The sequence below is a fragment of the Streptomyces lacrimifluminis genome (genome assembly GCF_014646095.1).
In the GTDB taxonomy this organism is placed as follows: domain Bacteria; phylum Actinomycetota; class Actinomycetes; order Streptomycetales; family Streptomycetaceae; genus Streptomyces; species Streptomyces lacrimifluminis.
This window is the reverse complement of sequence record NZ_BMMU01000065.1, coordinates 1-13,890: the sequence shown is the minus strand read 5'-3', so window position 1 is coordinate 13,890 and position 13,890 is coordinate 1. Positions and strand designations below refer to the sequence as shown.

The window sequence follows — 13,890 nt, the reverse complement described above, 5'->3', positions numbered from 1 at the left end:
CCGCATGACGTCAATCGCCAAGGCCGTCCTCACCCTGGAGCGGCACCGCTGAAAACCCTCATTGATCAGATGCTCTCTTAGGATCGCCCGGTGACGCAGAACGCAACCCTGGCCGGGGTCTTCGACGATCTCGCCCCCAACTACGACCACGAGCACCACGAGGAGGTCGCGCGGGCCCTGCTGGCCATGGTCAGTCCTGGCCCGATGGACACCGTCGCCGACGTGGCCTGCGGAGCGGGCGCCGTGGCCCTGCAACTCGCGCGGAGTCGCCCCGCCGCCGCGCCGCCCGTCCTCGCCGTCGACGTGTCGCCCGGCATGATCGGGGCAGGCCGGGCGCGTGCCGCGTCCACGGTGCGGAGCGCGGCGATCGACTGGCGCCTCGCGGACGCCGTGCCGCTGCCGGTCGCCGACCACTGCCTCGACGTCGTCCTCTGCGCCTCCTCGCTGCACTTCCTGGGCGGCCGGGCCGTGGCCGACTGGCGGCGCGCGCTGTGCCCCGGCGGACGGGTGGGGTTCACGCTCCCGCTGGCCACCCACTTCCGGCCGTCCGAACGCTTCTCCGCGCTCCTCGCGGCGGACGTCCCGCTCCCGGGCAGCGCCGAGGAGGCAGACGCCTGGGCCACCGCGAGCGGCTTCACCGACGCCGTCTCCCACATCCACGTCCTCGGCACCCGCCCCGTGGTGGTGACCTCGGCCGTCATGCCCGGCGGCCGTTGAACCCCGCGCGCTCGTCCCGGGTACCGGTCGTCGGAGCCCAGCCTACGGCGCTGCCCGGCTCCGGTCCGGCGCCTCCAGGTAGCTGGCCCGGTCCGCGTCCCAGGAGCGGCGCAGTGGGTCCCGCACCGCGCGGACGCACCACCCGAACGGAGTCAGCACGCCGAAGTACAGTGCGGCCAGGCCCAGTCCGCCCAGGCGCTCAGTCCATCGGGATCGCGGCACGCCAGTCCCCCTCCTCCCGCCATGCGGGCTGGTCCCGCTTGTCCAGCAGGAAGTCGCCCAGCACCAGCAAGTCGATCCGGGTGCGCATGAAGCAGGCGTACGCCTCCCCGGGGTCGCGGACGATCGGTTCGCCGCGCACGTTGAAGGAGGTGTTCACCAGCACCGGGCAGCCCGTCCGGTCCCGGAACGCGGTCAGCAGCGCATGGAAGCGGGCGTTGCGCTCGGCGGTGACGGTCTGCACCCGGGCCGACCCGTCCACGTGCGTCACCGCCGGGATCGTCGAGCGCGGCACCCGCAGAAGGTCCAAGCCGGTCAGCCCCTCCGCCTCCGGTCCGCACGTCCGGCGCTGTGCCGCCGCGACCCGCGCGGTCAGCAGCATGTACGGGCTCTCCCCAGCGAGGTCGAACCAGTCCTTGGCGTCCTCGGCGAGCACTGCCGGGGCGAAGGGCCGGAAGGACTCCCGGAACTTGGTCTTCAGGTTGAGCGTGGACTGCGTACCGGGATCGCGTGGATCGGCCAGGATCGACCGGTTGCCCAGCGCGCGCGGACCGAACTCCATGCGCCCCTGGAACCAGCCCACGACCTTCCCTTCCGCCAGCTCGGCGGCCACTCGCTCGACCAGCTCCGGCTCCGGCAGGCATACGGCGGGATAGCCGCCCCGGTCCAGGAACTCTGCGACCTCCCCGGCGCTGTACCCGGGCCCGAGCAGTGCTCCCGCCATCGCGTCCGTGCCGCGCCGCACATGCGTACGCGGCGCACCCCGGCCGTGCGACTCCGCCAGGGCAGAGCCCAGCGCACCGCCGGCGTCCCCGGCGGCCGGCTGCACCCACAGCTCGTCGCAGACGCTCTCGTCCACGAGCCGTCCGTTGGCCACGCAGTTCAGCGCGACACCGCCGGCCAGGCACAGCCGCCGCTCGCCCGTGCGCTCCAGCACCGTGCGGGCCAGCCGCAGTACCACCTCCTCGGTCACCGCCTGGACCGAGGCGGCGAGATCGAACTCCCGCTCCGTGAGGGGTCCTTCGGGGGTGCGTCGCGGCCCGCCGAACAGCTCCTCGAAGGACCGGCCGGTCATGGTCTGGCCGTACTGGAAGGCGAAGTGGCGCAGGTCGAGGCGGAACGAGCCGTCCGTCTTGACGTTGATCAGCCGCTCCCGGATGAGGGGCGCCCAGCGCGGCGTGCCGTACGGGGCGAGGCCCATCAGCTTGTACTCGCCCGAGTCGACCTTGAAGCCGCAGAAGTGGGTGAACGCCGAGTACAGCATGCCCAGCGAGTGCGGGAAGCGCAGTTCGGCGAGTGGGACCAGCTCGGTGCCCCGGCCGTGCCACAGAGTCGTCGTCGCCCACTCGCCGACGCCGTCGACGCACAGCACCGCCGCCGACGGGTACGGGCTGGGCAGAAACGCGGATGCGGCGTGCGAGCCGTGGTGCCGGTGCGCCACCACCGGCGGCAGTGGCCGCCCGCCGGACAGCACGCGCAGCCGTGCGCGCACGTCGTCCAGGGCGTGCCGCTTCCAGCCGGCCCACTGCGGGAAGGCCCGGCGGAAGACGGGGAAGCCGTGCGGCGCCGTCGCCAGCCACGTGGCCATCACCCGGCGGAACTTCAGCGCCGGGTCCTCGTAGAACGCCACGGCCGCCAGCTCGTCCAGTCGCAGACCCGCCTCCCGCAGGCAGTAGGCGACGGCCTGGGCCGGGAAACCGGCGTCGTGGCGGCGCCTGCTGAACCGCTCCTCCTGGGCAGCGGCCACCGGAACACCCTCGGACACCAGGGCCGCCGCACTGTCGTGGTAGTAAGCGGAGATTCCCAGTACCGGACCGTCCCGGCCCGCGCCGCCGGTCCGCCCTCCGCCGGTCCGCGTCCCCATGTCAGAACAACGGGTACACGGACGCGTCGTCCTGTGGTTGAGGGCGCAATCGGGACGGTGGCGGGGGCGGGGCCGGTTCGGCTGTCCGGTCCGCCGCAGGCGCGGCCGGGGACTCGACCGCGTCCGGAGCGTCGGCGGGCCGCCCGATGCGGCTCCGGGCACGCAGCCAGGACGCGAGGCGGCGGGCCGCCGGTGCCTGACCCGTCCCGCGCTCCTCGCCGTCGCCGGGCCCTCTCACGCCAGGTCCAGACGGTCCGCCAGCTGCCGGGCCACCAGGTCGTAGCCCAGGTCCGTGCAGTGCACCCGGTCGATGAACAGCCAGTCCTCCGGCGCTGCGGCCTCGCCTAGTGCCACGTTCATGTCCAGGAACGGCACGTCCAGCGCGGCGCATCCGACGGCGAGTCGCTCCGCATAGGAGCGGCCGACCGCCATCGTGGAGATGTCGTTGTGGAACCGGCGGAAGTTGGACACCTCGTCCAGTTCCTCGAAGAGGAGCGTCTCGCGCGGCAGCGGCTCCTCGCGCACCCACGGTGCGAGCGGCTGCAGGACGAACGTCAGCCGCGCCCCGAGCCCGTCCGCGAGCAGCTTCCAGCCGCGCAGGTGGCGCAGGGTCAGGTCCGTCGCGTGCGTGACCCGCCGGTCCGGCGGGGGCACGACGTCCGGGGCGGGACCGCAGTCGAAGAACGCGCCGTGGCGACCCTGCTTCTCCTCGGGCAACCGGCTGAGCACCAGGTTGTTCACCCCCGACAGCAGCACGATGTCCTCGACGGGCGGCAGTTCGTGCTGGAACAGGGTGAACAGCAGCAGTTCCTGCGCCGAGTTGTGGCTCTGGCCGGCGAAGTTCAGCCACGGCAGCCGGGGCGCGTGCGCGTTCCACAGACGCGCGCCAATGGTGGCGGCGTCCCCCGTGGCCCCGACGCCGAACACGGCGGAACTGCCCGCCAGCACCCGCGCGGCTCCTTCGGGCCGGTCGTCGCCCACCGTGGCCCGCTGCCCGCCGGGGCCGGGCGTGATCCGGAAACCGTGCCGGTCGGTGGTATGGACGGGCGTCTTCTCACCGCCGTACTGGAAGTACCCCAGATAAGGCTGGTCCTCCAGGATGAAGGTGTAGTGCTCCATGTGCGGCGTGTACTCGGCGCGGGGTGACGTCATCGCTGCGGTGCTCCCGTCGGTGTGCGCGGTGGAGGGCGGGCTGCTGTCAGGGCGCCGGGGCGGGGGGCGGCGGCGCGGGCAGGGAGCCGGGCCGGTCCTCGCGGATCAGGTCGGTGTTGACGGCCATGGCCGCCAGTCCGCCGCTGGACGCGGCCATCGCCGCCTGGTGCATGTTGCGTCCCAGGTCGCCGGCCACATACAGGCGGGGGACGCTGGTACGGCCCCGGTCGTCGGTCTGCACCGACTCCAGGTCCGGTGCGTCGACCCAGGGGCGCAAGGGATCCACCCGGGGCTCCATGTCGAGGTGGAGGAACAGCGCGCCGTAGCTCGCGCCGCCTCCGTCCTCGAACTCGACCCGCACGCCCTTCGGGTGCGGCTTCAGCCCCGCCACCTTTTCCGCGCGGACCGGCACCCCGGCCGCGCTGAGCCGGTCCCGCTCGTCCACGGGCAGTTCCCGCCGGTCGGAGAGGTAGGTGATGTCGTCGGACCACGCCGTGAGGATCGATGCCAGGCACTCGCTGGGTACCGCACCGCCGTACACGGCGATGGTCCGCTCGCGGACTTCCCAGCCGTGGCAGTACGGGCACTCGAACACGGTCTTCCCCCACAGGTCCGCGATCCCGGGCACCGGCGGCAGGAGGGAGCGCACGCCCGCCGCGTACAGCAGGGTGCGGGCGCGGAAGGTGCCCGACTCCTTGGTGGCGACCACCACGTGGTCACCCTCGCCCGCCGCGGACACCACCTCGTCGTCGCGGAACGACACGTCGTACTCGGAGAGCTGGGCGCGGGAGCGGGCCCGGAAGTCGGCGATGGTCGCGCCGTCGTTGGTGAGCACGTTGTGCATGACCCCAGCCGCCATGTTGCGCGCGTCGCCGGAGTCGATCAGCAGCACCCGGCGGCGCGAACGGCCCAGGTACAGAGCCCCGTTCAGGCCGGCCGGGCCGCCCCCGACGATCACCGTGTCGTAGAGCTGCGTGTCCAATGGTCACCCCTTGTCGAAAAGGTCTGTGTGCGGATCGGGACGCGTATGCGCGTCCCCGGGCACGGCCGGGGAGTCGCGCAGGAGGGCGAGCAGCAGCAGGGCGCCCGCGGCCAGGACGGTGCCGCAGATGACGAACACCGCCGGAACGGACAGGACTTCGGCGAGCAGCCCGCCGAGGAGCGCGCCGAGCGGCATGGTGCCCCAGGCGCACAGCCGGGACACGCTCATCACCCGGCCCTGGAGGTTCTCCGGCGTCAGCCGCTGGCGCAGCGACATCACCGGGATGTTCCAGCCCATCATGAAGACGCCGTTCGCGGCCAGCGCCAGCCCGGCGAGCACGGGGCCGGTCGCCGTTCCCAGCAGGACGTACGCGACCCCGGACGCCACCAGGGACCAGAAGGCCAGCCGTACGGTGGGCAGCCGGTCCGCGGCCCGGGGCGCCAGCCAGCTGCCCCCGACGGCGCCCAGCGACCCGGCGGCCAGCAGCAGTCCGTACCCGGTGCCGCTCAGCCCCAGAGTGCGGTCGCTGAGCAGGACCAGCATCGAGAAGGTCGCCGAGAAGACCAATCCGTACAGGGTGCTCGCGGCCAGCGTGAGCCGCAGGGTGCGGTGGCGCAGGACGAAGCCGACGCCCTCCCGGATGTCCTTGAGCACACGGCCTCGCCCGCCGCCGCCCCCTGCGGAGCGTGCCCCGCCCGGCTCCGGTACGGGCCCGGTCCGGGCGAGCGGGGCGAGGCCCAGCAGGAGCAGCGCGGCCAGCGCGTACAGTGCCCCGCCCGTGGCCAGTGCCGCCGCGGCCGTCAGCCCCGCGAGGAGACCCGCCACGGGCGGTCCGGCCGTTTCGTTGAGCACGATCTGCGCCGCCGACAGACGCCCGTTGGCTCGCTCCAGGTGCCGCTCGTCCACCAGGCGCGGCAGCATCGCGGGGGCGGCGGTGTCGGCGAGTGTCTCGGCGATGCCCAGCACGAACGCCAGCGCGTACAACAGGCCCAGCGGCCGGTCCTGCGCGAGCACGAAGGCCGCTCCGGCCAGCGCCGCCGCCCGGACCGCGTTGCTGCCGAGCACGATACGTCGCCGGTCCGCCCTGTCCACCAGGACGCCCGCCGGGAGCGCGAAGAGCAGCCACGGCAACATGTTCACGGCGGTCAGGCCCGCGACCGCCGCCGGATCGGGGTGATGCGCGACGACCAGCAGCGGCAGCAGCGTCCGCGTGATGCCGTCGCCGGCGTTGGAGGCCGCTGCCGAGGCCAACAGCCAGCGGAACGGACGGCCCAGGCCCGCCCGTCCCGCCATGCGGGTCCCCGGTGACGCGTCGCTAGCCAACGACGCTCCCTTCCTGCCACCCGCGCCGTCCCAGCAGCCGCTCGCCCAGCTCCGTCAGCCGCGCCGACCCGTACAGCTCCGACTCCTCCTTGCGTACCCCGCCCTCCGGCGGGTGCGGCGGGACGCGGTCCCGCCAGAACCGCACCCGGGCCTCGCGCAGTTCGGCGTTCTCCTCCCAGGCGGGCGCCATGGTCAGGTACTGCGCCATGCGCACCCGCCGCTCGGAGACGTTCGGGTGCACGCCGTGCGGCAGCAGGCTGTTGAAGATGATCAGGTCGCCGGGCGCCACCTCCGGGGTGGTGATCGAGTAGCCGGTGATGTCCGGCGTGAACGGGTCCCGGTCGGCGGGCTGCCGGCTCACCCACTTCTCCCACTCGGCGAAGATCTCCGGCACGCACTGGAAGCCGCCGATGTCCTCGTCGCCCGCCGTGAGCGAGAGCACCGCCTGACAGCTCACCGGCAGCGGGTCGGTGGCGGTGTCCACATCCCAGTGGACGAACCCGCCGAAGGCCCGCTCGCCCCGGTTGGGCGGGTTGACGTTCGCGAAGTCGATGGTCACCCACAGCTCGTCCAGGTCCCAGATGTCGGCGAACGCCTCGTACACACGCGGTGTCTGGCGCACGTCCCACTGGGCCTGGTGGTTGTACATCTCGACCAGTCCGCTGTGGCCGGGCAGCCGGTCGTTGCCGGTGTGCGGCGACGTCCAGGTCGAGGGGTCGTCGGGGCGCATGTCGAGGAAGGAGCGCAGCCCGTCCGTGAGCGCGGCGACCGTCTCGGGCGCCACCGCCTGACGGACGATCACATAACCTTGCTCGGTCCACTGGGCCCAGTCGGCGGGTGTCAGGACACGCAGCGGCTGTGTCTTGCGGATGTCGCGCAGTTGAGTGGCGGGCACGTGCACTCTCCAGGGGAACGAAGCCTGTACGGGATCGGGTGGGCGGGACCGGACCGGCACCGCCGTTTTCGGCCGATCGCCGCCCGCAGGGACGGGCGGGGGAGCCGCCGGCGGCGGGCGCGGATCACTCGACGATCAGGCGGCGCCCGGGCAGCACCACGGCATCCAGTTCCGTATCCGCCAGCAGTTCCAGGGCCTGGTCGAGGTGGTTGAGGATGGGCATGCCGCCTCCGTTGGCACTGGTGTTGATGAGGACGGGCAGCCCGGTGCGGTCGCCGACCGCGTGGCACAGCCGGTGCAGCAGGGGGTGGGTGTCCGGCCGTACGGTCTGCAGGCGGGCCGTGCCGTCGATGTGCCGCGCCTCGGCGAGCAGGTGGGACTCCTCGGGCCGCACCCGCACCGCGAAGAGCATGCTTTCGGTGTGGTCCAGGGGGCCGGTGAAGTAGCGGTCCGCGACCTCCTCCGGGCAGATCGGCGCGACCGGCCTGAACCATTCGCGCCCCTTGATGGTCTGGGACACGTGCCGGCGGGCGCCGTTCCAGTGCGCCGACACCAGCAGCGAGCGGTGTCCGAGCGCCCTCGGCCCCGTCTCCATGCCGCCGTCCAGCCAGGCCAGGCAGCGCCGCTCGGCCAGCAGGTCCGCGACCGCCCGCACCAGCTCGTCGTCGTCGGCGAGTCCGCGCGCGGACAGCCCGCGGCCGCCCAGCCGCGCGGCCAGGCCCGTGCCCGCGACCGGGTCCGCACCCGCTCCGCCCTCGGACGCGGCCTCGGACCGGCGGGTCGGCGACGGCCCCCGCGGCGGCGGCTCGTCCAGCCCCTCCAACGGCGGCCCGGCGTAAGCCAGCCGCGCCCACCCCGAGCGGCCCGCCAGGGCTGGACGGTCGAACGGCTCCGCGACGGCCAGGGCCGCGCCCAGCGCGATGCCCGAGTCGTCGCAGCAGGTCGGGATGGACACCCGGGTGAACTGCCCGGACTCGGCGAGGCGACTGTTGGCGGTGATGTTGAGTGCGCAACCGCCCGCGTAGCAGAGCGTGGAGTAACTCGGGAAGCGCTGGCTGAGGCCGGTCGCCAGCCGGGTGAGGTCCCGCTCCACGGCGGACTGCAGCGTGGCGGCGAGATCCCTGCAGACCCGCTCCTCGGGCGAGGTCCCCACCACGGTCGTACGGCCACCCGGGGTGCGAATCTCGTCGGGGAACACGGACCCGAAGCTGTGCACCACGTCGTCGTCCGAGGAGTCGGCCAGGCCCACGTCCAGATAGCCGCCACTGACCGGGTCGTACTCCCACCAGGTGTCGGCGTAGCGCAGCGCCGACCCGTTCAGCCGGTCCTCGTCCAACTGCTCGTACAGGTCGGGCGAGGCGCGCCGGGCGGACTGCGGGACCAGCATGGCGCGCAGCACCGGCAGCAGGGAGCCGTCGCTCTCGCCGGTCGCGGCCAGGCCGAGCAGCTTGCCGGTGTCGAACTGGCTGCCGTGCACCCGCCGGGCCAGCGCCTCGTAGACCAGGCCGAAGCGCGGGCCGCCGCGGTTGGTGAACGACATCACCGGCGTGAGTTGGTCGCCGTCGCCGAGGCAGACCATGCCGCACTCGGCGTAGTTGCCGGTCCCGTCGAGGGCCAGCACGAGGGCTTTGCGGGCACCGGAGCTGTAGTACGCGAGCGCGGCGTGTGCGTAGTGGTGGCGTACGGCGACGAGCGTGATGTCGCCGAGCCCTTCGGCGAGCGGCCAGTCCACCGGCTTGATCACCCGGGTCACCGCGTCGGCGAGCCCGATCCCGCCCGTGGCCGTCCAGCGCGCGTCCTCGTTGACCAGCTCGACAAGCGCCGGCGGCAGGACCTGGCACACCGGGGTGTACCAGTCGGCCACCGCGACCCGGGTCACCGGGCTCGCCGCCCGCTCCCGCAGCTCCGCCAGCCAACCGGCCGCTGCCTGCGGGAAGCCGCCGTTACCCCCACACACGTGGCGCAGCCGCAGCCGGCGTTCCGCCTCGATGACGAGGTAGCCGTCCGCGTCGGTCAGGGCGGCGCCCGCGTCGTGGCCGAAGTGCATTCCGATCGTTGCCATGGAACCAGTCACCTTTTCCTCAGCCGGCTGCGGGGGACCCGTGGACCGGAGGCCCGCCGTGGGCGGGACGCCGGGGACATCTCCGGGGCCCGCTCACGACAGCGCGGCGAGGCTCTCCACGTGGTGCCGCTCCAGGAGGCCCTGCACCACCTCGCGCATGTAGGCGCAGTAGCCCGACGACATCACCTGGATCGAGCCGTTCTCCTCCTCCAACGCGCCTGCCGAACCGCCCGAGCAGGTGCCCTGCAGCTCGCAGCCTTGGCAGCCCGGCCCGTTGGTGTAGGCGCGCATGCCGTAGTCCTGGTAGGCGGGGGAGGCGAAGATGCCCTGCCAGTCGTCGATGGTGCCCAGCACGCGGGCGGTGGCCTTGCAGGCGAAGACACTGCCGTTGGGTTCAATGGACAGCTGCCGGCCGACCGCCGGACACGTCTTGTAGTCGGCCTGCTCAGCCCACTTGGCCTCGTCGATGATCATCTGGAAGGTCTGGTACCAGTAGCCGCTGAGCTGTACCCCGCGCTCGCGCCCGTAGTCGACCGCGGCCAGTAGTCGCTGCGCCACGTCGTGCGGGCTGTGCTGCTGGAAGAACTCCCTGGCCTGGAAGGAGACGATGACATCCAGGGAGTCCAGACCCGCCTCGGCGACGAAGTCGATCAGCGGGTTGCCCCACTTCTCCCAGGTGTACTGGGAGAGGACCGTGGTGATGCTGACCGGGACGCCTGCGGCCTTCATGTCGAGGATCGCCTTGCGGACCACCGGCCACGGGGTGCGCTGCTGCTGTCCGCCGCGGAACTCCCCGGTCTCCGGCACCAGGTAGTCGATGGAGACCGTGGTGTCGACCCGGTGCTCGGCGAGTGCCGCCAGTAGCTCGTCATCGATGCGGGAGCCGTTGCTTGTCAGGTCGTAGGACAGGGTGACCCCATTGTGGCTGTCGCCGAACGTGCGCAACACGTGCAGGATCGTCCCCCGGGCCAGCGTGGGCTCGCCGCCGAAGAAGGACACGGTCAGATGGCCGCCGCCGTTGGCCTTGCGCAGCGCGATGGCCTCCTTGATCGTCTTCTCGGCCACCTCGCGCGACATGTGCATCGACGGGTTGCGGCCGGTGTCCGAGCCGTGGTTCCAGTCGCCGCTCGCCAGCGTGGGCCCCGAGTCCTGGCGGGCCGGACCCGAACCGTCCTCGCGGGAGCGGCGCAGCTCCACGAGCACAGGGCCGGGCTTCACGGACTCGCCGGACGTGTTCCGCTCCTCCACACCGCCGTCGAAGTTGTACGCGAAGCAGCCTTGGCAGGAGAAGTTGCAGGCGTTGGTGAGCACGAGCTGGATGGAGGAGTGGAACACCCCGGTGCCCAGCACGTCCTGGCGGTTCTCCAGCAGGCCGTCGATCTCCTCGGCCTCGTCGTGCCCCGCCTCGACGAGGAACCGCGCCTCCACGAGGTCCCGCAGCGAATCGTCGTCGATCCGCTCCCGCAGCCGGTCCACGCTGAGGCCCTGCGAGGCGTCCCTCAGGAGTTCGATCACGTCCTTGTCGATGAGCCGCGCATTTCCATACAGCGAATGAAAGGCCATGGTTCGCTCGTCGTCCTCAAAAGAATTGAGGTGTCCTCCGAAAGACGTGAAATCCCGGTCGCCCGCGGTACGCAGGGTGCGGACATAACGCGAGGACTGGTACACCGAATTCTGCATGCTGAAGACTTCTCCCTGCGTCTCACGGCTTTCGGAACGGTGCGTGGCGCGACCGTCTTCCACCGCCCGGCTGCGGAGTGCGGCGGGCGCGCGGCACGGCGTTGGCGGAGGGGATTTCGGGCGTGCGGCCCCCTGGGACGCGGACCGACCCCGTCCTGGGGTTCGGTCCGCGCGGCGGCCCGGGGCCCGTCCTGGCGGACGAGCCTCGATCAGCCTCTGCGCCTAGGCGGAGGCGGACTCTTTCCGCTGCTCGGCAGGGGCGGTGTCGGCCTCCGCCTGCTTGCGGACGGGCGTGATGGTCGGCGCGTTGCCCTTGTCCGGTGAGACGAACGCGCAGGGCCGCGACGACGCGGTGACCGCAGGTCGGATGACCTTCCTGACTTCGGCCATGTGGCCTCCTCGATAGGTGCGGGACACAACGCGTTCTAGTGAAGCAGAAGAGAATAGGGGCGATAAGTCTTGATCAGGACATGCTCGAATCAACGGGCTGGCGAATGGCTTATCGCGCGGAATGGATCTTCCGCTGTCCGGTGGTGGCCGGGCCGGCCTGGCGTTTGCCCGGTATCTTTTCTTGATCGGAATTCCGGCAGGCCGGCCGGTTGATCTTTTCGGACGCCTCCCGTATGACTCAGGGGCGATACGAATTCCGGCCAGAAGCGGGACCGCGGCCGGATGACCTTGGCAAGACCCGGGCGGGGCGGCGCCGCGCGGCCCTGCGGCTGTTCCCACGGCCCGGTTGTTCCGACAGGCCGTCAGAAGCCATCTCATTTGGCTAGTCTGCGGCAGCAGATCAGGGTGCAGGCGATGCTGGTGAAGGCCAGGAAGTGGTCGCCGCCGGCGGAGCAGGCGGGCACGACAGCGGCGCGCCCGGGTTCCGGCCGCGCCGCTGTCGAGCTGTGGTCAGCCCTCGGGGGAGCCCCCGGGTCAGTGGAGCTTGTTGACGGCGGTCTTCGTCGTGGTGCGGAAGGCGGTCAGCGGGGCGTCCTCGAGGTCGCCCATCTGGCCCCAGCGGACGAGGGTGACGGTGCGGCCGTCGCGGCCGACGGAGAACAGGTGGATGTCGGAGATGCCGATCTGCGGGTCGGCGGTGTCCAGGCTGTAGACCCAGGCGCCCTCCTCGACGGCGAGCTTGCCGTGGGAGGCGCTGACGGCCTGCAGGCCCGGGTTCTGCTGCTCCAGCCGGGGGCCGCAGCCGGCGAGGGCCCCGCGGAGGGTGTCGACCAGCTTCACGGCGTCGGCCTCGGTACGGGCGACGGTGGTGACCTGGACGCCGTTGGTGTCGAGCTCGGTGCTGAACTCGCGGTAGCGGGTGTTCTGCGCCGGGATCTTGTACGGGGCGCAGAGGACGCCGCCGTTCTCCGGGACGCCGGTGAAGACCTGGGTGGCGGTCCACGGCGTCGACGACGGCGGCATCTGGGACGCGGCGAGGAAGGCGGGCTGGGCAGCGGCCTGCGCCGGGGCTGTGGCGAGGGCCGCGAGGCCCAGTGCGGCAGCGGCTGCGGTGGCGAGTGCGGTGCGGAGCTTGTTCATGGTGGTGGATCCCCCGTCGGGTCGTTCATTCGGTCAGTGCTCAACCAGCGTGGGGCCGGCGCCCGCCGGCTGCAACGATCACGCGCCCACCAGCCGTCCCGGAACCATTCCACCCCCGCTGACGTGCAAGGACGTGAAGGATGGGACGCAGGGTCGAGGGGGATGGAATGCCGAAGGACGCCGCCGTCGAGGAGTTCGCGGGGCTCGTGCGCGCGCTGAAGGCGCGGGACGGGAGGAGTTACGAGGCGCTGGGCCGGCGGCTGAGCGTCAGCGCGTCCACCCTCCACCGCTACTGCTCGGGCGCGACCGTCCCGGAGGAGTTCGCCGTGGTCGTCCGCCTCGCCCTGCTGTGCGGGGCGGACGAGGAGGAACGGCGGGCCCTGGAGGCGGCCTGGACGGAGGCGGACCGCGCCCGCCGCCGAGCGGCCTCGCCCGCGCCCACGCCTGTGCCGGCCGTGTCGGCCGCGCCGGAATCGAACCCGGAACCGTCCGCGCCGGAACCGGGCCCCGGCCCCGCCCCGGACCCGACCGCGCCGGACCCGACCGCGCCGGAGGCGCCCCGCGCCCGCCCCCGTCGTGGCGCCCCCGCTCCCCTCCTCGTCGCCGCCGCCGTCGCCCTCGTCGTGCTCGCCCTCGCCGCCGCCCTGCTCGGCCACCCCACCCGTACGGCTTCCGCCCCCGCTCCCGCTTCCACCGCTCCGGGGCGGACCGCGGCCCCCCTCCCCTTCACCTGGAGCATCGGTTCCCAGCTCTGGGAGGGCGGCTGCGGGCACACCTACCTCGTGGACCGGGCCCCCCGCGCGGTCGCCCCGCCGCCGGTCGCGGCCGACTCCGGGGCGTGGGCCGGGACGCACGGTGCCGTGCACGGCGGGGAGGCGCTGGTGCGGATCACGGTCCAGGGCCGGTCGCCGTCCGACGCCGTCGTCCTCCATGCCCTGCACGTGCGCGTGGTCGACCGCGCCGCGCCGCTGCCGTGGAACGCGTACCGGATGGACAACGGCTGTGGCGGCGCCGTCACCCCGCGCCACTTCGCCGTGGACCTCGACCGGCCGCGCCCGCTCGCGAGGCCCGTCGACGGCCTTGACGCCTCCGGCGCAAAGGTCCGGAAGATCCCGGCCGTCTCCTTCCCGTACAAGGTCACCTCCTCCGACCCCGAGGAGCTGCTGGTCTCCGCGCGGACGGCGGGCTGCGACTGCCGCTGGTACCTGGAGCTGGAGTGGAGCGCCGGGGGTCGTACGGGGACGGTGCGGATCACGGACGGCGGGAAGCCGTTCCGCACGAGCGGGACCAGGGGGAGGCCGGCGTACGTGCACGACTCCGCCGAAGGGCGCTGGATCACAGACTCGGACTCTGGACAGACCGGGTGACCGATGAGTAACTTCGACTGACATAGGCTGAGCAAGCGCTTAGACGGTGTCCTACATGGTCAGTTTGAGGAGGCGTTTGTAGCAGCAGAGAGCGGCTGC

12 protein-coding genes are annotated in these 13,890 nt (G+C 72.5%); 2 read left to right on the top strand and 10 right to left on the bottom strand.

Features of this window, described 5'->3' with window-relative positions:
- Positions 1-90 precede the first annotated feature (90 nt).
- A complete protein-coding gene (locus IEY89_RS39150) occupies positions 91-717 on the top strand; it encodes a class I SAM-dependent methyltransferase (protein WP_189152296.1) in 627 nt (208 codons plus the stop codon).
- Between the two features lie 42 nt (positions 718-759).
- Here IEY89_RS39150 and IEY89_RS39145 read toward each other — a convergent pair whose 3' ends face one another.
- The 10 genes from IEY89_RS39145 to IEY89_RS39100 form a co-directional block, all read right to left on the bottom strand.
- A complete protein-coding gene (locus IEY89_RS39145) occupies positions 760-939 on the bottom strand; it encodes a hypothetical protein (protein ID WP_189152295.1) in 180 nt (59 codons plus the stop codon).
- Complete coding sequence (locus IEY89_RS39140; RefSeq protein ID WP_189152294.1) at positions 917-2,800, bottom strand: carbamoyltransferase family protein; 1,884 nt, start codon at positions 2,798-2,800, stop codon at positions 917-919. The genes IEY89_RS39145 and IEY89_RS39140 overlap by 23 nt, the downstream gene beginning before the upstream one ends.
- 234 nt (positions 2,801-3,034) lie before the next feature.
- Positions 3,035-3,952: an SGNH/GDSL hydrolase family protein gene (locus tag IEY89_RS39135; protein WP_189152293.1), complete on the bottom strand. Its 918-nt coding sequence runs from the start codon at positions 3,950-3,952 to the stop codon at positions 3,035-3,037.
- Between the two features lie 46 nt (positions 3,953-3,998).
- Positions 3,999-4,934, bottom strand: coding sequence for an NAD(P)/FAD-dependent oxidoreductase (locus IEY89_RS39130; RefSeq protein WP_189152292.1), 936 nt, complete (start codon positions 4,932-4,934; stop codon positions 3,999-4,001).
- Between the two features lie 3 nt (positions 4,935-4,937).
- The gene (locus IEY89_RS39125) at positions 4,938-6,257 is read right to left on the bottom strand and encodes an MFS transporter (RefSeq protein WP_229695704.1); all 1,320 of its coding nucleotides are present in this window, start codon (positions 6,255-6,257) and stop codon (positions 4,938-4,940) included.
- Positions 6,250-7,152, bottom strand: coding sequence for a phytanoyl-CoA dioxygenase family protein (locus IEY89_RS39120; protein ID WP_189152291.1), 903 nt, complete (start codon positions 7,150-7,152; stop codon positions 6,250-6,252). Before IEY89_RS39120 ends, IEY89_RS39125 begins: the two co-directional genes overlap by 8 nt.
- A gap of 124 nt (positions 7,153-7,276) precedes the next feature.
- The gene (locus tag IEY89_RS39115; protein WP_229695703.1) at positions 7,277-9,214 is read right to left on the bottom strand and encodes a carbamoyltransferase C-terminal domain-containing protein; all 1,938 of its coding nucleotides are present in this window, start codon (positions 9,212-9,214) and stop codon (positions 7,277-7,279) included.
- Between the two features lie 93 nt (positions 9,215-9,307).
- On the bottom strand, positions 9,308-10,894 hold the full coding sequence (locus IEY89_RS39110; protein WP_189152290.1) for a radical SAM/SPASM domain-containing protein: 1,587 nt from the start codon (positions 10,892-10,894) through the stop codon (positions 9,308-9,310).
- A gap of 222 nt (positions 10,895-11,116) precedes the next feature.
- The gene (locus IEY89_RS39105) at positions 11,117-11,284 is read right to left on the bottom strand and encodes a hypothetical protein (protein WP_159024558.1); all 168 of its coding nucleotides are present in this window, start codon (positions 11,282-11,284) and stop codon (positions 11,117-11,119) included.
- Between the two features lie 534 nt (positions 11,285-11,818).
- A complete protein-coding gene (locus tag IEY89_RS39100) occupies positions 11,819-12,424 on the bottom strand; it encodes a hypothetical protein (RefSeq protein ID WP_189152289.1) in 606 nt (201 codons plus the stop codon).
- Between the two features lie 167 nt (positions 12,425-12,591).
- Between IEY89_RS39100 and IEY89_RS39095 the strand changes: the two genes are divergently transcribed.
- Positions 12,592-13,791 (top strand): helix-turn-helix domain-containing protein, encoded by a 1,200-nt coding sequence (locus tag IEY89_RS39095; protein ID WP_189152288.1) that lies wholly within the window; start codon positions 12,592-12,594, stop codon positions 13,789-13,791.
- Positions 13,792-13,890 lie beyond the last annotated feature (99 nt).

What these genes read in the sequence shown, in the direction of transcription:
- IEY89_RS39100 (WP_189152289.1), bottom strand. Translation starts at nt 12,424, where the DNA reads ATGAACAAGCTCCGCACCGCACTCGCCACCGCAGCCGCTGCCGCACTG.
- IEY89_RS39135 (WP_189152293.1), bottom strand. Translation starts at nt 3,952, where the DNA reads ATGACGTCACCCCGCGCCGAGTACACGCCGCACATGGAGCACTACACC.
- IEY89_RS39105 (WP_159024558.1), bottom strand. Translation starts at nt 11,284, where the DNA reads ATGGCCGAAGTCAGGAAGGTCATCCGACCTGCGGTCACCGCGTCGTCG.
- IEY89_RS39115 (WP_229695703.1), bottom strand. Translation starts at nt 9,214, where the DNA reads ATGGCAACGATCGGAATGCACTTCGGCCACGACGCGGGCGCCGCCCTG.
- IEY89_RS39095 (WP_189152288.1), top strand. Translation starts at nt 12,592, where the DNA reads ATGCCGAAGGACGCCGCCGTCGAGGAGTTCGCGGGGCTCGTGCGCGCG.
- IEY89_RS39110 (WP_189152290.1), bottom strand. Translation starts at nt 10,894, where the DNA reads ATGCAGAATTCGGTGTACCAGTCCTCGCGTTATGTCCGCACCCTGCGT.
- IEY89_RS39140 (WP_189152294.1), bottom strand. Translation starts at nt 2,800, where the DNA reads ATGGGGACGCGGACCGGCGGAGGGCGGACCGGCGGCGCGGGCCGGGAC.